Source organism: Pseudomonas sp. 210_17 TE3656 (genome assembly GCF_054821965.1).
Genome location: NZ_JBTRBC010000001.1, coordinates 2,329,214 through 2,350,134 on the forward strand (window position 1 = coordinate 2,329,214; position 20,921 = coordinate 2,350,134).

Consider the following 20,921-nt stretch of genomic DNA (forward strand, 5'->3'; position numbering starts at 1 on the left):
GCGGGGTCGTCACACTGTGCAATAGATATCTATCCCCTTTCGCTCGCCTTTTTGCCTGATCGTGCTTCTGGTCATCAACCACAAGGAGCACTGTCATGGATCGACGTATTTCCTTCACCAGCGGCCTGCTCGGCCTGTTGCTGGTATCTGGCCAGGCCCTGGCCGATCCCCCTGAACGCCATGAATTCACCCTGGAAAACGGCCTGCATGTGGTCGTCAGCGAGGACCGCCGGGCACCGGTCGTCACCACCCACCTGCTGATCAAGGTGGGCTCAAGCCATGAGTACCCTGGGCAATCCGGGTTGTCCCATGCCCTCGAACACCTGCTCTACCGGGGTAGCGCCAAGACCGCACCGGGGGAGTTTTCGAAAGTCATCGAACGCCTGGGCGGCACTGACAACGCCTATACCAATCGCGATTTCACCGTTCATCACCAGACCCTGCCCAGTGAACGGCTGGCGGTAGCCCTGGAGCTGAGTGCCGACCTGCTGAAGGGCGCTGACCTCAGTGATAGCGAATTCGCTCGCGAAATCGAGGCCGTCAGGTCCGAGCGCCGCGAAAGAGTCGATGAATATCCGGCGTCCAGGCTCGACGAGCAGCTGCAAGCCATCGCCTATCCACAAAGCAGCTATCGCACCCCGGTGATTGGCTGGATGAGCGACCTTGAGCGCATGCACAACGATGAGCTGCAAGCCTGGTATCGCACCTGGTACGCGCCCAACAATGCCACATTGATCATTGTCGGCGACGTTCAGCTCGATGCGGTGAGACGTGAGGTTGAGCAGTACTTCGCCGGTTTCACCCGGCAAATCCTCCCGCACACCAAGCTCCCCCTGCAATCGGCTGCGACAGGACCACGACAGGTGACGGTTTACGATGCGTTCAGCAGGCCAAGGCTTGTCATGGCGTTCAACGTACCGACCTACGCCACAGCGGAGTCGGCGACCGACGTCCATGCCTTGCGTCTGCTCGACGCACTGCTGGGCAAAGGCTTGAGTGCCCGCCTCAGTAGCCGGCTGGAGCGCCAGCAAGCGCTGCTGTTCAGCCCCAAGGTCAGCTACGGGGCGCTGGCCAGGGGCGATACGTTGTTCGAAATTTCGGCATCGATCAATACTGCCCAACCCAAACCACTGGCCGACCTGCAGGCGGCTATCTGGGCACAACTGCAAGCGATCAAAAACACGCCGCCAAGCACTGCCGAGCTAGCGCGTGCGCGTGCTCTGCTGCTGGCCGAAAACACCTTTTTCCAGGACTCCCTCAGCGGCCAGGCCAGTGATATCGCTGCCATGCTGGGCAGTGGCCTGCCAGCGTCTCAACTGGACAACGACCGAAGCAACCTTGAGGGAGTAACGCCCGAACAAGTACAGCAGGCCGCCAGCGACTACTTCACCGCTGAACGCCTGGCGGTTGCCTACCTGCAGACCAAGGAGGCCGACGATGAATAAGCTCACCCGAACATTCCTCCCTCTCTTTCTGCTACTGGCAGGCGCTGCTTCACAGGCCCAGGCGCAACCCCGGCCGCTTGAACTGGAGTCGCTGAAAGTCACAGTACCCGCTCCCGCCCGGCTGCAGTTAGCGATCGAGTCATGGCAGACGCCACAAGGCAGCAAGGTCCTGTTTGTACAACGCAGGCAATTGCCGATGTTTGATCTTCAGGTTGATTTTGCCGCTGGCAGTGCCAGGGATGACGGCGCCGCCGGCCTGGCACAGCTCCCCCTGGGCATGCTCGATGAGGGCACCCAGCAGCGCGATGCCATGCAGATCGCCGAAGGCTTCGACGAGATCGGTGCGCAGTTCAGCAAAGCGGTAGTGCATGACAGCGCTACGGTGAAGCTACGCAGCCTGAGTGATGAACAGCAACGGACCAAAGCGGTGGGGTTGCTGAGTGAAGTACTGGGTCAACCACAGTTTGCCGAAGACAAACTGCAGCAGATCAAGGACCAGCTCAACGGCCTGGTGGCGCAGCGGCAACACTACGCAACCTACAAGGCCATCGACCGGCTCTACGAGCATGTGTTCGCCAATCATCCCTACGCCACCAACAGTTATGGCGCAGAGCAGACCATCAATGCCCTCACCGTCACTGATCTTCGCGCCTTTCACCAACGAGCCTTCAGCGCAGGCAATGCGGTGATTACCCTGGTCGGGGATCTGTCGCTGGAGCAGGCCCGGGCCATTGCCGCGCAGGTGTCAGCGGCGTTGCCCGCAGGCCCGGCACTCCCGCCGCTACCGGTAGCCGCCAGCTTCGAACCCGAGATCTACCATCTGGAACACCCCGGCAGCCAGGCGCTGCTGTTGTTCGCCATCCCCGGCATCAGTGTTCAACATCCCGATGCGCCTGCCTTGACCCTGGCCAACCTGATACTGGGCGGCCCCGGCGGCACCTCGCGGCTGTTCGATGAACTGCGCACTCGCCGCGGTTTGACCTATGGCGCCGGATCAAAGCTCAGGCAGCATCCTGTCAACGGCCTCTGGACGTTCACCACCCAGGTCCAGGGCAAATACCGCGACGCCGCAATGACATTGCTGGAGCAACTGCTTGAGGACTATGCCGAACAAGGACCAAGCCAGAAGGAATTCGATGACGCGAAACAGAAGTTACGCGGCAGCTACCTGCTGGGATCGGTGAGCAACCAGCAGATCAGCGGCATTCTGAGCACCATCGGCTTCAACCAGTTACCGCTGGACAACCGCCAGACCTTTCTCGATCAAGTGCAGGCATTGACCCTGGATCAGCTGAAGGTCGTGTTGAAAAATCACCTGAAGCTCGACAAGCTGGTGCAGATCAGTGTCGGCCCGTCGGTCGAACAGCACGACTTGCCCGCATTCGCTCCCGCTAACGGATGATCGACCCGGGCAAGTGTCGGTAACCGGATTTACACTTGTCTGAAAGCAATCTGCGAGCACACCACGATGTATCCCATCACCCCCAGCCCCTTCAAACCCGCCCTGGGGCTGGGCAATCCGCATCTGCAGACGCTTTGGGGGCCGCTCTGGCGCAAGTCGGCAGCCCTGCACCGCCAACGCGAGCGCCTGTGGCTGGCCGATGGCGATTTCCTCGACCTCGACTGGCACGGTCCGCACGAGGCCAACACCCCGCTGGTGCTGGTGCTGCACGGGCTGACAGGTTCGTCCAGCTCGCCCTACGTCATTGGTATGCAACAGGCCTTGGCTGACCGCGGCTGGGCCAGCGTCGCACTGAACTGGCGTGGTTGCTCGGGCGAACCGAACCTGCTGCCGCGCAGCTACCACTCCGGCGCCAGCGAGGACCTCGCCGAAGCCATCGACCACCTGCGTGCGCAACGCCCACAAGCGCCGCTGTATGCCGTCGGCTACTCGCTGGGCGGCAATGTGCTGCTCAAGCACCTTGGCGAAGCGGGCTCGGCAAGTCAGCTGCAGGCTGCGGTGGCGGTATCGGTGCCGTTTCGTCTGGACCAGTGCGCCGATCGTATCGGCCTGGGGTTTTCGCGGGTCTATCAGGCGCATTTCATGCGCGCCATGCTTGCCTATGTGAAAGACAAACAGCGCCACTTCCAGCATCACGGCCACCATGAAGGCCTCGCCGCACTGGAGCGTCTTGGGCCCCTGGAGAACCTGCGCACGTTCTGGGACTTTGATGGTCGAGTGACCGCACCGCTCAATGGTTTTGCCGATGCCAAGGACTATTACCGCCGGGCATCGAGCCGGTATTTTCTCGGGGAAAACCGCACACCGACGCTGATCATCCATTCCAGCGATGACCCGTTCGTGTTCAGCCATAGCCTGCCTGAAGCCAATGAACTACCGAGCCAGACCACCTTCGAGCTGCATTCTCGCGGTGGCCATGTCGGCTTTGTCGACGGCAGCGTGCGGGAGCCGGGGTATTACCTGGAACGGCGGATCCCGCAGTGGCTGGGAGCTATCTGAGACTTTTTCAGTCGCCCTTGGCAACCTGGCGCTGTGGATCGGTAATCCACTCGCTCCACGACCCCGCATACAGCTTGCCCAGCGGATATCCCGCCAGCGACAAGGCAAACAGGTTATGGCACGCCGTCACTCCAGAGCCGCAATAGGCCACGAGTTGCTCTGGCGACCGCTTGCCCAGTTTCTCGGCAAAGCGTTTCTTCAGTTGAGCCGCCGGCAGAAACCGTCCGTCAGCCCCCAGGTTGTCGGTGAACGCTGCACATTGCGCCCCCGGAATATGTCCGGCCACCGGGTCGATGGGCTCTACTTCACCGCGGAAACGTGGCAGGCCGCGGGCATCGATCAGGGTCAGGTCGGGCTGGCCCAGACGCTTACCCAGCTGTGTGGCGTCAAGCACCAGTGCTTCATCGGGCTCGCCCTTGAAGGTACCTACACGTTTTTCCGGGGCGTCGAGACTCAACGGTAACTTTGCCGCGTGCCAGGCCTTCAGGCCGCCATCGAGGATCGACACACCGCTGCGCTTGCCCAGCCAGGCCAGCAGCCACCAGGCGCGGGCGGCGAAAGCACCAGGGCCATCGTCATAAAGAACGATCTCGCTGTCGTTGTTGATCCCCCAGGCACGCAGACGCTCGATCAGGTGCTGCGGATCCGGCAAAGGGTGACGCCCGGTCACGCCCTTGATGACCGGGCCGCTCAGGTCGCGTTCAAGGTCGGCGAAATGCGCACCGGCAATATGCCCCTCGGCATAGCTGCGCTGGCCATAATCGATATCTTCCAGGGCAAAGCGGCAATCCAGTATCACCAGCGCCGGCGCCTCCAGGCGTTCGGCCAATTGCTGGGCAGTGATCAGTTGCGCGAGAGGCATGACAGTCTCCTGAACGATTGAACGGATAGGGCCTGGGCGTTTATTGCTCCAGTGCCTGGTTGAGCGAAACGTAGAATTCCTGGCACAGGGCATCCACCGCCGGGCGCGCCTGGGCAGTAACAAAGCCGAGCTCAAGGACCAGCACCTGATAGATGCCGCGTTTGAAGGCATCTTCACTCAAGTGCGCCGAATTCTCCCGGGTGGTGCACAGAAAGCGTACCCAGGAGGTCAGCACGATCCAGGCGTTGAGGGTCAGCGACTCGATCTGCACGGCGTCCATCTGCACGATCCCGGCTTCGACGAATCCGCGGTAAATGGACTGACCCTGGATCAGGCAACGCTGGGAAAAACGCCGGTAGCGCGCCGCCAGTTCCTTGTCACTGTCGAGCAGGTGTTCAAGGTCGCGATGCAAAAAGCGGTAGTCCCACATCGCCGCCAGCAGCTCCTTGAGGTAGAAGCGTTTGTCTTCGACAGTCGAGGGGCGCCCTTGCGGCGGGCGCAGAAAGCTTTCGACCTGCTCTTCATACCGGGTGAAGAGCACAGCGATGATTTCCTGCTTGTTGGCGAAGTGGTAGTACAGGTTGCCCGGGGAAATCTCCATGTGGGCGGCGATGTGGTTGGTGCTGACACTGCGCTCACCCTGCTGGTTGAACAGCTCCAGGCTGTTCTGCACGATGCGTTCGCGGGTCTTGATACGCGGGGCCATGATCAGCTCCAGAGGCCGAGCTTTGATTGAATAGGTCCATCTTACGGTTTATCCGAATGTGGATGTACCTGCCTGTCGTGAAAAAAGGATCGCAAAACACTCCGGTTAGAGTATAAGCTCTAGAAAAACAATGCCGTGGAGTTTCGCATGACTGCCGATGCTGCTCGTGTTTTGCCTGCGACTGCCGTTGAAGACCTTGCCACCCAGTTCAACGCCCAGCGCCAGGCGTTTGCTGGCAACCCGATGCCGCCACTGGCGCAACGCCGGCAATGGCTGAAAAGCCTGCGCCAGCTGTTGCTCGCCCATCAGGACGCACTGATCGCAGCCATCAGCGAAGACTTCAGCGGCCGCAGTGCCGACGAAACCCGCCTGGCCGAGCTGATGCCCAGCGTCCAGGGCCTGCATCATGCCGAGGCCCATCTAAAGCAGTGGATGAAGGCCTCACCGCGCAAGGTCGGCCTGGCCTTCCAGCCGGCCAGCGCCAAGGTGCTGTACCAGCCGCTGGGCGTGGTCGGGATCATCGTGCCGTGGAACTATCCGCTGTTTCTGGCCATTGGCCCTTTGACCTGCGCCCTGGCCGCTGGCAACCGGGTCATGCTCAAGCTCAGCGAAGCCACGCCGGCCACCGGCCTGCTGCTCAAGCAATTGCTGCAAACCGCATTCCCCGAAGACCTGGTCAGTGTGGCGCTGGGCGAAGCGGATGTCGGCGAAGCCTTCTCGCGTCTGCCCTTCGACCACCTGCTATTCACCGGCGCCACCAGTGTCGGCCGTCATGTGATGCTGGCGGCAGCGCAGAACCTGACCCCGGTAACCCTGGAGCTGGGCGGTAAATCGCCAGCCATTGTCTCGGCCAGTGTGCCCCTGGCCGACGCCGCAGAGCGCATTGCCTTCGGCAAAACCCTGAATGCCGGACAGACCTGCGTAGCACCGGACTACGTGCTGGTGCCACGCAAACGCCTGGACGACTTCGCCACGGCCTACCGCAACGTTGTTCATCGCTTTTACCCGAACGTGGCTGACAACCCGGACTACAGCGCGATCATCAACCCGCGTCACCTGGCACGCCTGGAAAGTTACCTGAGCGATGCCCGCGACAAGGGCGCGAAGATCGTTGACCTGTACCCGCAAGAAGCACGACAAGGCCGACGTTTGCCGCCTCACTTGCTGCTGCAGGTCAATGACCAGATGCGCGTGATGCAGGACGAGATCTTCGGCCCGCTGCTGCCGCTGGTGCCCTACGACAGCCTCGATCAGGCTCTTTCATACATCAATCAGCGCCCCCGCCCCCTGGCGCTCTACTACTTCGGCTACGACCGGGCCGAGCAGCAGAGGGTTCTGGAACAGACCCACTCCGGTGGCGTCTGCCTCAACGACACCTTGCTGCACGTGGCCCAGGACGATCTGCCTTTTGGTGGTGTCGGCCCCTCAGGCATGGGCCACTACCACGGCCACGAGGGCTTCCTGACCTTCAGCAAGGCCAAGGCAGTATTCGCCAAGCAGCGCTTCAACGCCGCCCGCTTGATCTACCCGCCCTATGGCAAGACCTTGATCAAGCTGGTGTACAAACTTTTCATCCGCTAACACCACGACCAGGCACAACAACAATGACCACAAGTCTGCCTGCAACACCCGCCTTGAGCCGCCGCGGGTTACTCAAGTTCAGCCTCGGCGCCAGCGCGTTCCTGGCCACCGCCGGGTTGGGCGCCAGCCTTACAGGGTGCTCGGCACAAACCCCGGCCAGCGGTTTCATCAGCCTGCGCCAGAGCGATCTGCCGATTCTGCGGACACTGATCCCGGTAATCCTTGCCGGTACGCCAGCCGCCGAACACCTGGAAGCCGTACTGCAGCGCCTGGACAACAAGCTCGCCAGCCTGTCCCCGGCGATGCTCAAGCTGACCCTGCAACTGTTCGACGTACTCGCCCTGCCGGTGACCCGAGGGCCGCTGACCGGGATCTGGGGCAGTTGGGAGAACGCAAGCATCGAGCAAATCCAGGCCTTTTTGCAGCGCTGGGAGAACAGTTCGCTGAATCTGTTGCGCATGGGCCATGCCTCGCTGCTGCAGCTGTTGCAGATGGCCTGGTACGAGATGCCGGAGTCCTGGGCCCGTTGCGGCTACCCAGGCCCACCAAAAATCTGAATCACCCTATAACGACAAGAGGCTGAAGATGCCCGTACCCGACCTGTTTCGCGAAGGCCTTGGCCGCGGCTGGAAAGCCCGCGACGCCTCGCGCCTGGACCACGACCTGAGCCTGGAAACCGATATCGCCATCATCGGCAGCGGCGCCGGCGGAGCCACCAGCGCCGAACTGCTCAGCGCCGCCGGTTTCAAGGTGCTGCTGATCGAAGAAGGCCCGCTCAAGACCAGCAGCGACTTCCATCTGCTTGAAGACCAGGCCTACGCCAACCTCTATCAAGAAGGCATCGGCCGCATGAGCAAGGATGGCGCCATCACCATCCTTCAAGGCCGCGCGGTGGGCGGCACCACCTTGATCAACTGGACCTCGAGCTTTCGCACCCCCGAGCCGACCCTGCAGCACTGGGCCAGCGAACACGGCGTCAAAGGCCTGAGCAGCGGCGAACTGGCCCCCTGGTTCGAACGCATGGAACAGCGCCTGGGCATCGCCCCCTGGGTCATGCCGCCGAATGCCAACAACGAGGTGCTCAAGCGCGGCTGTGCAGCCCTCGATTACAACTGGAAGGTCATTCCACGCAACGTGCGCGGCTGCTGGAACCTGGGTTATTGCGGCATGGGCTGCCCGGTCAATGCCAAGCAATCGATGCTGGTCACCAGCATTCCCGCTACCCTGGAAAAAGGCGGCGAGTTGCTCTACCTGGCCCGCGCCGAACGCTTGATCCACGACGGCGAGCGCATCAGCGGCCTGCAATGCCTGGCGATGGATGAGCGCTGCGTGAACCCGACCGGGCGCAAGATTCAGGTCAAGGCGCGCCACTACATCCTCGCCGGTGGCGGGATCAACAGCCCGGCCCTGCTGCTGCGCTCGGACGCTCCGGACCCGCATGAGCGCCTGGGCAAGCGCACGTTTCTGCATCTGGTGAACTTCAGTGCCGGGCTGTTCAAGGACCAGGTCAATCCGTTCTACGGCGCACCGCAGTCGATCTACTCCGACCACTTTCAGTGGCGCGACGGCGTCAGCGGGCCGATCGGTTACAAACTCGAAGTGCCGCCACTGCACCCGGCGCTGGCCAGCACCCTGCTGGGCAGCTTCGGCAGTGAAAATGCCATGCGCATGGAACAACTGCCCAATACCCACGTAATGCTCGCCCTGCTGCGTGACGGCTTCCACCCGGACAGCATTGGCGGTGAAGTCCAGCTGCGCGGCGACGGCTCGCCGGTACTCGACTATCAGGTTTCGCCCTACGCCTGGGACGGCGTGCGCCGCGCCTTCCACAGCATGGCCGAGATCCAGTTCGCCGCAGGTGCCGAGGCGGTGTTGCCGCTGCACAGCGATGGTCGCTACGTGAAAACCCTGGGCGAGGCCCGGCAGATGATCGACGGCCTGAGTCTTGAGCTGTTTCGCACGCGCCTGGGCAGCGCCCACGTCATGGGCGGTTGCGCCATGGGCGAAGACCCACGCCAGGCTGTCTGCGACAGTCTCGGACGGCATCATCAGCTGGCCAACCTGTCGATCCACGACGGCTCATTGTTCCCCACCAGCATCGGCGCCAACCCGCAGCTATCGGTGTATGGCCTCAGCGCGCGACTCACCGATGGCCTGATCGAACGCCTGGGTACCGGGAGATGACAACAAACGGGCAGCCTGTCTATAGTGCCTTCAGCGTGCGCAGGCGACTTGGCCGACTGCCACTGCTGCGATACCATCCGACTCCCCAACGCACTCCTGCCAGGACGACGCGATGAACCGAGTGTTGTACCCAGGTACTTTCGACCCTATTACCAAGGGCCATGGCGATCTGGTCGAGCGAGCCTCGCGGCTGTTCGATCAGGTGATCATTGCGGTCGCCGCCAGCCCCAAGAAAAACCCGCTGTTCCCGCTGGAACAACGGGTGGAACTGGCTCGTGAGGTCACCAAGCACCTGCCCAATGTCGAAGTCATCGGCTTCTCCTCCTTGCTCGCGCACTTTGCCAAGGAACAGCAGGCCAATGTGTTCCTGCGCGGCCTGCGTGCCGTCTCGGACTTCGAGTACGAGTTCCAGCTGGCGAACATGAACCGTCAGTTGGCACCGGACGTCGAAAGCCTGTTCCTGACCCCTTCCGAGCGTTATTCGTTCATTTCCTCGACCCTGGTCCGGGAAATTGCGGCACTGGGTGGCGACATCAGCAAATTCGTCCATCCGATCGTGGCCGACGCCCTGACCGAACGCTTCAAGAAGTGACATCGGCGATTTGACCACGGCGCCCGCGTGCACTGCGGGCGCTAATGCGGCACAATTGTGTCCATTGGTTTTCAAATGCCCGGGTTCTGAGCCCGGGCCGGAGTCCCCATGTCCCTGATCATCACCGACGATTGCATCAACTGCGACGTCTGCGAACCCGAGTGCCCGAACGCCGCTATCTCCCAGGGCGAAGAGATCTACGTGATCGACCCGAACCTGTGCACCCAGTGCGTCGGCCACTATGACGAGCCACAGTGCCAACAAGTCTGCCCGGTTGACTGCATCCCGCTGGATGAAGCCCATCCGGAGACCGAAGAAGAACTGATGGCCAAGTACCGCAAAATCACCGGCAAGGCCTGATGCCGTTCGTCGCCAGGCTCGCTCCGTTCATTCTTGGCGCCACCCTGGCGCTGGGGGTTGCCAGTGCCCAGGCACAGGGCCCGGGGCGTGCCGCGATTGCCAGCCCGCATGCCGAAGCCACTGCCGCCGCCCGGGAAGTCCTCGACCAAGGCGGTAACGCCTTCGATGCGGCGATTGCGGTCAGCGCAGCGCTGGCTGTCGTCGAACCCTATGGATCCGGCCTCGGTGGCGGTGGGTTCTTCCTTCTGCGCGAAGGCGAGACGCCGGCACGCTACGCGTTTATCGACGCCCGCGAGCGGGCGCCAGGCAAAGCCAGCGAGGCCATGTACCTGAAGGACGGCAAGGTTCAGCCTGGCCTGTCCATCAACGGCCCTCTGGCCGCCGCGATTCCCGGCTTGCCGGCGGCACTGGCGGACCTCGCTGCGCATTACGGCAAGCTACCGCTGAAAAACACCCTGGCCCCGGCCATTCGCCTGGCCAACCAGGGTTTTGCCGTCGACCGCATTTACCGCGATCGGGCCAAGATGCGCTTGAGCGCCCTGCGCGACGATCCGGAAAGCGCCCGGCTGTTCCTCAAGAACGGCGAGGTCCCCGCGCTTGGTGCACAGATCCGCCAACCGGAATTGGCGGTAACCCTTGAGCGCATTGCCCAGCAGGGACGCGACGGTTTCTACAACGGCCCGACCGCCCAGGCCATGGTCCAGGGCGTTCAGGCCGCAGGCGGGATCTGGAGCCTGGATGACCTGGCCAACTACCGCACGGCCAAACGCGAGCCGTTGCGCTACCAGCTGGCCGACCAGCGCGAACTGATCAGCGCCCCGCCGCCGTCAGCCGGCGGCGTAGCCCTGGCCCAGAGCCTGGCGATGCTGCAGCGCCTGCCCTGGCAGAGTGCCGAGCCGGTGCAACGTAGCCATTACGTGCTGGAAGTACTACGCCGTGCCTACCGCGACCGCGGCCTGCTCGGCGATCCGGATTACGTCGCCAACCCGCTGCCGCAACTGCTGGCGCGCAATTACCTGACCAGCCTTGCCGACAGCATCGACGTGCACCAGGCCACGCCCAGCAGCAGCCTACCGCCCGCCCCGGCCTGGCGCGAAGGCGACCACACCACCCACTTCGCGGTGATCGACGCCGAAGGCAACGCCGTAGCCGCAACGCTGTCGGTCAACCTGCCGTTCGGCGCAGCCTTCAGCGCGCCCGGTACCGGCGTGGTATTGAACAACGAGATGGACGACTTCGCCGCCGACCCGCGCGGCAGCAACAGCTATGGCCTGGCCGGCAGCCAGGCCAATGCCGTGGCAGCCGGCAAGCGGCCACTGTCGAGCATGAGCCCGAGTTTTATCGAGAGCCCGACGCAGTTCGCCGCCTTCGGCACACCGGGCGGCAGCCGCATCCCGAGCATGGTGCTGTTGTCGATGCTGGGGTTTCTCGAAGGCAAGCCGGTCGCCAACTGGCCCGCAGTGCCGCGCTATCACCACCAGTACCTGCCGGATGTGGTCGAGCACGAACCGGGCGCGTTCAGCGCCGAACAGCAGCGCGCGCTAAATGCACGCGGCTACCAGCTCAAGGATCTGGGTCGCACTTACGGTAACCAGCAAGTGTTGTACTGGGATAAATCCAGGCAGACCCTGGAAGCCGCCAGCGACCCGCGTGGCGTGGGTGCCGCTGAAGTGCTCAGCCCACGCTGAGCACCCTCACTTCTGACAGCGCGGGCAGAACACGCTGGCGCGCTGGCCGAGCTTGACCTCGCGCAGGATACTGCCGCAAACCTTGCAGGGCTCTTCCCGGCGTCCGTAGACAAAAAGCTCTTGCTGGAAATAGCCCGGTTGGCCATCACCGCCGACAAAGTCGCGCAAGGTGGTGCCGCCACGCTCGATCGCGCAGGCGAGGATGCGTTTGATCTCGATCGCCAGCTTCAGGTAACGCGCCCGCGAGATGCTCCCGGCTTCGCGGCGCGGATCGATACCGGCAGCGAACAGGGCCTCGGTCGCATAAATGTTGCCGACCCCGACCACCACCGCGTTATCCATGATGAATGGTTTGACCGCCATGGCCTTGCCACGCGACAGCTGGAACAGGCGCTCGCCATCGAACAGGTCGGTCAACGGCTCAGGGCCAAGCTTGATCAACAGCTCATGGTTAAGCGGATCAAGGCTCCAGAGCATCGCGCCAAAGCGGCGCGGGTCGGTATAGCGCAAGGCCAGGCCCGACTCCAGTTCGATATCCACATGCTCATGCTTGGCAGCCGGCAAGCCGATCTCGACCAGACGCAGGTTGCCGGACATGCCCAGGTGACTGATCAGCGTCCCGACCTCGGCATTGAGCAGCAGGTATTTGGCGCGGCGCTCGATCTTGACGAAACGCTGCCCGGACAGGCGGATATCGAGGTCCTCGGGGATCGGCCAGCGCAGACGCCGGTCGCGCACGATCACCCGATTGACGCGCTGGCCTTCCAGGTAAGGCGCAATACCGCGCCGGGTGGTCTCGACTTCTGGTAGTTCCGGCATGGATCAGTGACTGCCCAATTCGCGAATGGTCTGCTTGAGGTTCTCAAAGTCGTACTCGGAAAGCCCCACATAGTCGAGCACCAGGTGCCCAACGGCATTCCACTCGTGATCGACACTCTGATTGCCCAGCACCCGGTACGACGAGCAGATGTGCTCGGCCATCTTGAGGATTGCCAGCAGGTTCTTCAGTTGACTGTTACGCGCCGAATCATCGCTGAACACCGCCAGGGCATTGTGGTGGTTGGCGATGGCATTGCTCAGGTGCTCGGGCAGGCGCCAGGACTTGGCGGTGTAGTAACCGACCACCGCGTGGTTGGTGTTGAACGCCTGGTTCTCGGTGTCGACCACCCGCTTGTCGGCCCCCGCATTGGCGTAGGCGTCTTCGAGCACGCCCATGTACTCGGGGAAGCGTTTGAGCATCAGCGGCACGCCACAGTCGTGGAACAGGCCCAGGGCATAGGCCTCGTCAACCGCCTGCGAGCCGATGCGCTTGGCCAGGGTCAGGCAGGTCACGGCCACGTCCTGGGCGGTGTCCCAGAAACGGTTGAGGGTGACGATGGTGTCGTCGCTCATCTCGCCCTTGATCGACTGGGCGTTGATCAGGTTGATGATCGAACGACTGCCGAGCAGGCTCACCGCGCGCTGGATCGAAGCAATCTTGTTGGTCAGGCCGTAATACGGCGAGTTGACCAGCTTGAGCAAGGCACCAGACAGGCCCGGGTCCTGGGCGATCAGTTTGGCGATCACCTCAAGGTCGGGGTCAGGCATGTATTGCTCGAACTGAAGATCGACCATGATCTGCGGCTGTGGCGGCACGCTGATGCCTTGCAAGGCGTGCTGGATCTGTTCGGCGGAGAGTTCCTGGGACATAAGTACACACTCGGGGCTGAGCGGCGATTCTAACCCGATCGTACTGGCCAGAGGTGAAGCGAAAGGCCACTGCTCTGTTGCAATTTGTCGCTATTCCCATCGGCACAGCGGGCATCGGGTTATACTCCCGCTCTTTTTTCCCGGAGCGACGTCATGTCCCTGCCCAGCCTTCGTCTCAAAGCCAATGCCGACCGCCGCCTGCGCGCCGGCCACCTGTGGGTTTACAGCAACGAAATCGACGTCGCCGCGACCCCGCTGCATGGCTTCAAGGCCGGTGACCAGGCGATTCTGGAAACCGCCGGTGGCAAGGCCCTGGGCGTCGTTGCCATGAGTCCGAACAACCTGATCTGCGCCCGCCTGCTGTCGCGTGACGCCAAGCTTGCGCTGGACAAGTCGCTGCTGGTGCACCGCATCAATGTGGCCCTGTCGCTGCGTGAACGCCTGTTCGACAAGCCGTTCTACCGTCTGGTGTACGGCGATTCCGACCTGTTGCCGGGTCTGGTAGTCGATCGCTTCGGCGATATTCTGGTCGTTCAGCTGGCTTCGGCCACCATGGAACAGCACAAGGACGACGTCATCGCCGCCCTGGTCCAGGTCCTCAAGCCAAGCGGCATCCTGTTCAAGAACGACTCGGCCGCTCGCGACGCCGAAGGCCTGAACCGTTACGTCGAAACCGTATTCGGCCTGGTACCGGAGTGGGTTGCCCTGGAAGAGAACGGGGTGAAATTCGAAGCCCCGGTGATGGAAGGCCAGAAGACCGGCTGGTTCTACGACCACCGCATGAACCGCGCGCGCCTGGCGCCGTACGTTCAGGGCAAGCGCGTTCTCGACCTGTTCAGCTACATCGGTGGCTGGGGTGTGCAGGCCGGTGCTTTCGGCGCCAGCGAAGTATTCTGCGTCGACGCCTCGGGCTTTGCCCTTGATGGCGTTGAGCGCAACGCCGCGCTCAACGGCATTGCCGAGAAGCTCACCTGTATTGAAGGCGATGTGTTCGAAGCACTGAAGGAACTCAAGGCCTCCGAAGAGCGTTTCGACGTGATCGTTGCCGACCCGCCCGCCTTCATCAAGCGCAAGAAAGACCTGAAAAACGGTGAAGGCGCCTATCGTCGTCTGAACGAACAGGCCATGCGCCTGCTGACCAAGGACGGCATTCTGGTCAGCGCTTCGTGCTCGATGCACTTGCCCGAGGACGACCTGCAGAACATCCTGCTGACCAGCGCCCGCCACCTGGACCGCAACATCCAGCTGCTCGAACGCGGCGGCCAGGGCCCGGATCACCCGGTCCACCCGGCAATCCCGGAGACCCGTTACATCAAGAGCATTACCTGCCGACTGCTGCCTAACAGCTAAGGTACATCGCGGGGCAAGCCCGCTCCCACAGAGATCATCCATACCTGTGGGAGCGGGCTTGCCCCGCGATAGGCCCTCAAATATCCAGCACCTGCGAAGCAATCCCGAAATACACCAACACCCCGGCGGCATCGGCAATCGACGTCACCAAGGGCCCGCTGGCGGTGGCCGGGTCGAGCTTCATGCGGCTGAGCAGGAACGGCAGGCTCATGCCGATCAAGCTACCCAGCAGGACAATCACCAGCATGCTGCTGGCGACGATCAGGGCAATATCCGGGCCGCCACGCAACACCCCCAACGATGCCACCGCAACAGCCATGGTGCCACCCAGAGCCAGGGCCACCCCGCACTCACGCCCAAGCAAGCTCAACCAGTCACGCATGACCACTTCACCCGTGGCCAGGGCACGGACCATCAGCGTTGCCGACTGGGCACCGGCATTTCCCCCACTATCGACCAGCAACGGCAGGAAGAACACCAGGGCGATATGCGCGGCGATAGTGTCTTCGAAAGCGGCAATACCCGCTCCGGAAAACAGGTTGCCGAACACCAGCAGTACCAGCCAGAGCACGCGTTTGCGATAGAGCAAACCCACGGTGGCAGTCTTCAGGTTGCCCAGATGGGTACCGATCAGCGCGCCTTTATGGAAGTCCTCGGTGGCCTCCTCGACCACCACATCCATGGCATCGTCACAGGTAACGATGCCCACCAGACGTCCGCCGCGGTCCAGCACTGGCAAGGCCAGCAGATCGTGCTCGCTGATCAGTCTGGCCACTTCTTCCTGGGAGGTGGCAGTGCTGACACTGAGCACCGGGTGCACCATCAGTTGCTCTACCGGCAATTCGGGTGTGGCAAGAATCAGCTCGCGCAGGGACAGCGTGCCGAGCAGGTTGCCCTGCTCGTCGAGCACGTAGGACTGGTAGATGGTTTCGGCATCAGCGGCTTCGCGGCGCAGCATGTCGATGGCCTGGCTCGCGCTCAGGCCGCTGCAGATGCAGGAGTAATGGCTGCTCATCAGCGCCCCTGCGGTACCGGCAGGGTAGCGGCCGGCCTGCAGCAGGTCGTCGCGGCGAGCCTGGGCTTGCTCACGGGGCAAGGCCAGTCCGCCCGGGATTGCTTCGTGGATTGTGGTCATATCGATCTCCAGGCAGCAGCGCAGCTGCCTGGAAGCCGACCGGCAAGGCTGTCGGTCAGCTAACGGGCAGCCCTGACGCCACTGCGTTTAGTGCCAGAATGTAGGTTCGCGATGAACTGAAACTGGGAAGGTCCATTAAGGGTGTCGTCTCGTAAGCCGCACATGCGGCGCGGGGATAATAGCCAGTCCGGCAGGCGGGAACAGCCGCTTTTCCTGGCTTTTTTGGCATTTCAGAATGGTCCTACAGGCGTACTTAGAAGCGGTCTGACAGACCATTCGCAGAGCAACAGCGCCGCCGATCGCCACCAACCATCTACAACGCCATTCCTTCGCGGCGCCAGCGGTGTAGAATCGGGCTATTCATCGCCAGTCATCCCCGGCGGGTTTATGAGCTCTGGCCGAGCGCACGGCGATCCCGCGGCGATCTCGGCTTCATCCGTACCAGCGGCCACCTGCCTTCGGTGCAAAGGACAAGAGAAGCTCACTCCCCTTTTTGTTACCTGATTAGCCGCCAGGAGTGCTTCATGCCTGATTACCGCTCGAAAACGTCCACCCACGGCCGCAATATGGCCGGCGCACGCGCTTTGTGGCGCGCCACCGGGATGAAAGACGAAGATTTCAAAAAGCCGATCATCGCCATCGCCAACTCGTTCACCCAGTTCGTCCCGGGGCATGTGCACCTGAAGGACCTGGGCCAGCTGGTCGCCCGCGAGATTGAACGCGCCGGTGGCGTGGCCAAGGAATTCAACACCATCGCCGTCGACGATGGCATCGCCATGGGCCACGACGGCATGCTCTATTCGCTGCCGAGCCGCGAGATCATCGCCGACTCGGTGGAGTACATGGTCAACGCCCACTGCGCCGACGCCATCGTGTGCATCTCCAACTGCGACAAGATCACCCCCGGCATGCTCATGGCTGCCCTGCGCCTGAACATTCCGGTGATCTTCGTTTCCGGCGGGCCGATGGAAGCCGGCAAAACCAAACTGGCCAGCCATGGCCTGGACCTGGTCGATGCCATGGTCATCGCCGCCGACTCGAGCGCCTCCGATGAAAAGGTCGCCGAATACGAGCGCAGCGCCTGCCCGACCTGCGGTTCCTGCTCCGGCATGTTCACCGCCAACTCGATGAACTGCCTGACCGAAGCACTGGGCCTGGCCCTGCCGGGCAACGGTTCGACCCTGGCCACCCACAGCGACCGCGAACAGCTGTTCCTGCAGGCCGGGCGCACCATCGTCGAGCTGTGCAAGCGTTACTACGGCGACAACGACCAGAGCGTCCTGCCGCGTAACATTGCCAACTTCAAGGCGTTCGAGAACGCCATGATGCTCGACATCGCCATGGGCGGTTCGACCAACACCATCCTCCACCTGCTGGCCGCCGCCCAGGAAGCCGAGATCGACTTCGACCTGCGCGATATCGATCGCCTGTCGCGCAAAGTGCCGCAGCTGTGCAAGGTCGCGCCGAACATCCAGAAGTACCACATGGAAGACGTCCACCGCGCTGGCGGCATCTTCAGCATCCTCGGCTCGCTGGCCCGTGGCGGTCTGCTGCACACCGACCTGCCGACCGTGCACAGCCCGAGCATGGAAGAAGCCATCGCCAAGTGGGACATCACCCAGACCGACGACGCAGCGGTGCACCACTTCTTCAAGGCCGGCCCTGCCGGTATTCCGACCCAGACCGCGTTCAGCCAGTCGACCCGTTGGGACACCCTGGACGACGACCGTGAAAACGGCTGCATCCGCAGTGTCGAGCACGCCTATTCGCAAGAAGGCGGCCTGGCCGTGCTGTACGGCAACATCGCCCTGGACGGTTGCGTGGTGAAGACTGCCGGTGTCGACGAATCCATCCATGTGTTCGAAGGCAACGCGAAAATCTTCGAAAGCCAGGACAGCGCCGTACGCGGCATCCTTGCCGACGAAGTGAAAGAAGGCGATATCGTCATCATTCGCTACGAAGGTCCGAAAGGCGGCCCGGGCATGCAGGAAATGCTCTACCCGACCTCCTACCTGAAGTCCAAAGGCCTGGGCAAAGCCTGCGCCCTGCTCACCGACGGCCGCTTCTCCGGCGGTACCTCGGGCCTGTCCATCGGCCACGCCTCGCCTGAAGCGGCTGCCGGCGGCGCCATCGGCCTGGTGCAGGATGGCGACAAGGTGCTGATCGACATCCCTAACCGCTCGATCAACCTGCTGGTCAGCGATGAAGAGTTGGCGGCACGTCGCGTCGAACAGGACAAGAAAGGCTGGAAGCCGGTGGAAGTGCGTCCGCGTAAAGTGACCACCGCACTGAAAGCCTACGCCCTGCTGGCGACCAGTGCCGACAAGGGTGCGGTACGCAACAAGGCGATGCTCGACGGTCTGTAACGCGATATTCGCGGGGCAAGCCCGCTCCCACAGGTTGTCGATGCCTTGTGGGAGCGGGCTTGCCCCGCGATGGCTACAAAGCCTTCCGGCTCAATACTTGGCGCGCAAGGTCAACGTCAGGTTACGCGGCTCGCCATAGAAGTTCGAACCCCAGGAGCTGTCCACCCGCTCATAGTAAGTGCGGTCAAACAGGTTGTTGGCCGTCAGCTTCGCCGACAGGTGCTCGTTGAACTTGTAGCCGACCTGGGCCGTGGTAATCGCATAGCCGCCCTGAACAAAGTCCACGTCACGCTTGTAGTAGGTGGCACTTACCGCACGCACCCCACCGCCAACGTTGAAGTCCTTCAGTGGCCCATCGGTAAACTCGTAGTTGGTCCACAGGTTGTAGTTGTGTTTCGGCGTGATGGTGGTGCCCTGGTTGGTGTCTGCGCCGCTCAGCGACTTGAGCATGGTGAACGCGTAACCGGTGCTGATGCTCCAGTTGTCGGTCAGGTTGCCGCTCAGTTCGGTTTCCCAGCCCTGGCTGCGGATCTTGCCCTGTGGCTCGTAGTACTGATTGTTGGCTACCAGTTCCGCACGGTTTTCGTCGTAGATACGGAACACCGCGACACTGCCATTCAGGCGACCGTCGTAGAACTCACGCTTGAGGCCCAGTTCGTACTGTTTGCCCTTGCGCGGGGCGATGGTCTGGTTATCGGCATCGACCTCGGTCTGCGGTTTGAACACGCTGGTGTAACTGGCGTACGCGGACAGTTCAGGCGTCAGCTTGGCCACCAACGCACCGTAGGGAATGACTTTGCGGTCGATGTTGGTTTCGGTGTTGCTGAAGTTATTGAAGAAGGCGTTGGCATTGTGCGCCTCACTCTCGAACCAGGTCACCCGGCTGCCGAGGATGACATCCAGCCAGTCGGTAGCGCTGATTTTGCTGCGGGCATAAAGGCCGTACTGGTGGGATTTCGACCAGTTGCCGTTATCCATTTCGTACTTACGCTTGGGTATGTTGATGCTGCCCGGATCGAACACATTGGTGTCAAAGTACTCGCCACCACCGTAGGTGAAGTCCTTGTCCAGGTGCTGGTACTCGACCCCTGCGGTAAATTCGTGGGTGCGGCCAAAAGCCTCCACCGGCAGGGTGACAAAGCTGTCCAGACCCAGGGTCTTGATGTGGGTGTAGTAGGAATAGGCCACGGCCGAACTGGCGCCGGTCGCCGGGTCTACCGCGCCATCGCTCCAGGTGAAGTTGCGGGTCGGGGTTTCAGCATCGCGGTAGGTCAACGAGGTCTTGAACTGACCGCCATTCTCCAGGGCATGGTCGACTTCAAAGAAACTTTCCCAGACGTGCTCGTCCAGTTCGTTCCACTTGGCATCGACGAATGTCGAGCGGCTGACATCCAGCAACTTGCCATTGGCATACGCCGGCAGGCCAAAGGCCGGGGTGGAATGGTTGTTCTGATAGGCGCCGCCCAGGGACAGCGTGGTGTCCGGGGTCACGTCGTACTCCAGGCGACCGTAAACCATCGGCCGTTCGTTCTGGGCATAGTCGACAAAGGACTTGTTGTCTTCATAGGCGGTGACAAAGCGTCCGCGCAGGCTACCGTCGCTGTTCAGCGGACCGGTGATGTCCACGGTCGAGTGATAGTGATCATAGGAGCCGGCAGACAGCTCGCCACTGAGGGCAAACTGGCCCAAGGCACGCTTGCGTACCAGGTTGATGGTGCCACCCGGTTCACCCGAGCTCTGGTACAGGCCGGAAGGTCCGCGCAACACCTCGACCCGGTCGAACATTGCCAGGTCAAAGCTGGTCATCAGGTCGCCCTGGCCAGTCATCTGCGAAACCCCGTCAACCTGCACCTGGTCGACAAGGAATCCGCGCATGTAGACATCGTTCAGGCTTGAGCCAGCGTTGTAACTCTTGATGGTCGCACCGGTGACCTGGCGCATCGCGTCCTGCAGGCTGTTCATGTTCTGGTCGTCCATTCGCTGGCGCGTGACGACCGACACCGATTGCGGGATGTCCTTGAGTTTCTGCTCGCCTTTGCCAATGGTCAGCGCACCGGTGGTGTAGGACTGACTGCCCTCGGTAGTGGCGCCCAGCACCTTGCCGCCGACCATGGTCGCGCCCAGCTGCAGGGCAGCTTCATCCGCCTGGCGCCGTTCGAGCGTGACGCTGTCACTGTCGATGTAGGTTGCGCTCAGGCCGGTGCCGGCCAGCAGCCGGGCCAGCGCCTGATTCTGTGGGTAACTGCCGCTGAGGCCAGGGGAACGCAAACCTTGGGTCACCTCGGCGCCAACCAGCACCTGCACCCGGGTCACGGCACTGAAGGCTGCCAACGCCCCGTCCAGTGATTGCGCCGGAATCTGGAACTGATAGGCCTGGGCCTGTACGGCGGGTGCGGCGAGGACCGGCATGGCCAGCGTGCCGCAGCCCAGGGCAATGGCCAGGCTCAGCAGGGTCGGCAGGCGCCGGGTGGCGGTGGTGTTGTCCATCAGTGAAGCTCCCCC

General features: G+C 62.3%; 17 protein-coding genes. 11 read left to right on the top strand and 6 right to left on the bottom strand.

What is annotated here, in order from left to right:
- The first annotated feature begins 95 nt into the window (after positions 1-95).
- The 3 genes from ACVI9W_RS10945 to ACVI9W_RS10955 all read left to right on the top strand — a co-directional run bounded on the left by ACVI9W_RS10945 (position 96) and on the right by ACVI9W_RS10955 (position 3,906).
- Positions 96-1,445 (top strand): M16 family metallopeptidase, encoded by a 1,350-nt coding sequence (locus ACVI9W_RS10945; RefSeq protein ID WP_461529997.1) that lies wholly within the window; start codon positions 96-98, stop codon positions 1,443-1,445.
- The gene (locus tag ACVI9W_RS10950; protein ID WP_461529998.1) at positions 1,438-2,847 is read left to right on the top strand and encodes a M16 family metallopeptidase; all 1,410 of its coding nucleotides are present in this window, start codon (positions 1,438-1,440) and stop codon (positions 2,845-2,847) included. Before ACVI9W_RS10945 ends, ACVI9W_RS10950 begins: the two co-directional genes overlap by 8 nt.
- Before the next feature lie 75 nt (positions 2,848-2,922).
- Positions 2,923-3,906, top strand: coding sequence for a hydrolase (locus ACVI9W_RS10955; protein WP_461531822.1), 984 nt, complete (start codon positions 2,923-2,925; stop codon positions 3,904-3,906).
- Between the two features lie 7 nt (positions 3,907-3,913).
- Here the strand turns inward: ACVI9W_RS10955 and ACVI9W_RS10960 are convergent, their stop codons facing one another.
- Complete coding sequence (locus ACVI9W_RS10960; protein ID WP_461529999.1) at positions 3,914-4,768, bottom strand: sulfurtransferase; 855 nt, start codon at positions 4,766-4,768, stop codon at positions 3,914-3,916.
- Between the two features lie 40 nt (positions 4,769-4,808).
- On the bottom strand, positions 4,809-5,474 hold the full coding sequence (locus tag ACVI9W_RS10965; protein WP_461530000.1) for a TetR/AcrR family transcriptional regulator: 666 nt from the start codon (positions 5,472-5,474) through the stop codon (positions 4,809-4,811).
- Positions 5,475-5,621: 147 nt separating this feature from the next.
- Between ACVI9W_RS10965 and ACVI9W_RS10970 the strand changes: the two genes are divergently transcribed.
- From ACVI9W_RS10970 to ggt, 6 genes are all read left to right on the top strand, one after another.
- Complete coding sequence (locus tag ACVI9W_RS10970; protein ID WP_461530001.1) at positions 5,622-7,055, top strand: coniferyl aldehyde dehydrogenase; 1,434 nt, start codon at positions 5,622-5,624, stop codon at positions 7,053-7,055.
- Positions 7,056-7,078: 23 nt separating this feature from the next.
- Positions 7,079-7,612 (top strand): twin-arginine translocation pathway signal protein, encoded by a 534-nt coding sequence (locus ACVI9W_RS10975; protein WP_461530002.1) that lies wholly within the window; start codon positions 7,079-7,081, stop codon positions 7,610-7,612.
- Positions 7,613-7,640: 28 nt separating this feature from the next.
- A complete protein-coding gene (locus ACVI9W_RS10980) occupies positions 7,641-9,239 on the top strand; it encodes a GMC family oxidoreductase (protein ID WP_461530003.1) in 1,599 nt (532 codons plus the stop codon).
- Positions 9,240-9,351: 112 nt separating this feature from the next.
- On the top strand, positions 9,352-9,831 hold the full coding sequence (coaD, locus tag ACVI9W_RS10985) for a pantetheine-phosphate adenylyltransferase (RefSeq protein ID WP_038615616.1): 480 nt from the start codon (positions 9,352-9,354) through the stop codon (positions 9,829-9,831).
- 108 nt (positions 9,832-9,939) lie between these two features.
- Positions 9,940-10,191 carry a YfhL family 4Fe-4S dicluster ferredoxin gene (locus ACVI9W_RS10990; protein WP_007921257.1) on the top strand — a complete coding sequence of 84 codons (252 nt, stop codon included), beginning with the start codon at positions 9,940-9,942 and terminating at the stop codon, positions 10,189-10,191.
- On the top strand, positions 10,191-11,879 hold the full coding sequence (gene ggt / locus ACVI9W_RS10995; protein WP_461530004.1) for a gamma-glutamyltransferase: 1,689 nt from the start codon (positions 10,191-10,193) through the stop codon (positions 11,877-11,879). Before ACVI9W_RS10990 ends, ggt begins: the two co-directional genes overlap by 1 nt.
- Before the next feature lie 6 nt (positions 11,880-11,885).
- Here ggt and mutM read toward each other — a convergent pair whose 3' ends face one another.
- Positions 11,886-12,698: a bifunctional DNA-formamidopyrimidine glycosylase/DNA-(apurinic or apyrimidinic site) lyase gene (mutM, locus tag ACVI9W_RS11000; RefSeq protein ID WP_038615620.1), complete on the bottom strand. Its 813-nt coding sequence runs from the start codon at positions 12,696-12,698 to the stop codon at positions 11,886-11,888.
- Between the two features lie 3 nt (positions 12,699-12,701).
- Positions 12,702-13,514, bottom strand: coding sequence for an HDOD domain-containing protein (locus ACVI9W_RS11005; protein ID WP_174446971.1), 813 nt, complete (start codon positions 13,512-13,514; stop codon positions 12,702-12,704).
- Positions 13,515-13,721: 207 nt separating this feature from the next.
- On the opposite strand from ACVI9W_RS11005, the gene ACVI9W_RS11010 reads away from it, so the two are divergent.
- Positions 13,722-14,918, top strand: a complete 1,197-nt coding sequence (locus ACVI9W_RS11010; protein ID WP_038615623.1) for a class I SAM-dependent rRNA methyltransferase — start codon at positions 13,722-13,724, stop codon at positions 14,916-14,918.
- A 76-nt stretch (positions 14,919-14,994) separates the two neighbouring features.
- Here ACVI9W_RS11010 and mgtE read toward each other — a convergent pair whose 3' ends face one another.
- Positions 14,995-16,053 (bottom strand): magnesium transporter, encoded by a 1,059-nt coding sequence (gene mgtE / locus ACVI9W_RS11015; protein WP_461530005.1) that lies wholly within the window; start codon positions 16,051-16,053, stop codon positions 14,995-14,997.
- Between the two features lie 524 nt (positions 16,054-16,577).
- Between mgtE and ilvD the strand changes: the two genes are divergently transcribed.
- Positions 16,578-18,419: a dihydroxy-acid dehydratase gene (ilvD, locus tag ACVI9W_RS11020; RefSeq protein ID WP_461530006.1), complete on the top strand. Its 1,842-nt coding sequence runs from the start codon at positions 16,578-16,580 to the stop codon at positions 18,417-18,419.
- A gap of 90 nt (positions 18,420-18,509) precedes the next feature.
- Here the strand turns inward: ilvD and ACVI9W_RS11025 are convergent, their stop codons facing one another.
- Positions 18,510-20,906: a TonB-dependent siderophore receptor gene (locus ACVI9W_RS11025; RefSeq protein WP_461530007.1), complete on the bottom strand. Its 2,397-nt coding sequence runs from the start codon at positions 20,904-20,906 to the stop codon at positions 18,510-18,512.
- Positions 20,907-20,921 lie beyond the last annotated feature (15 nt).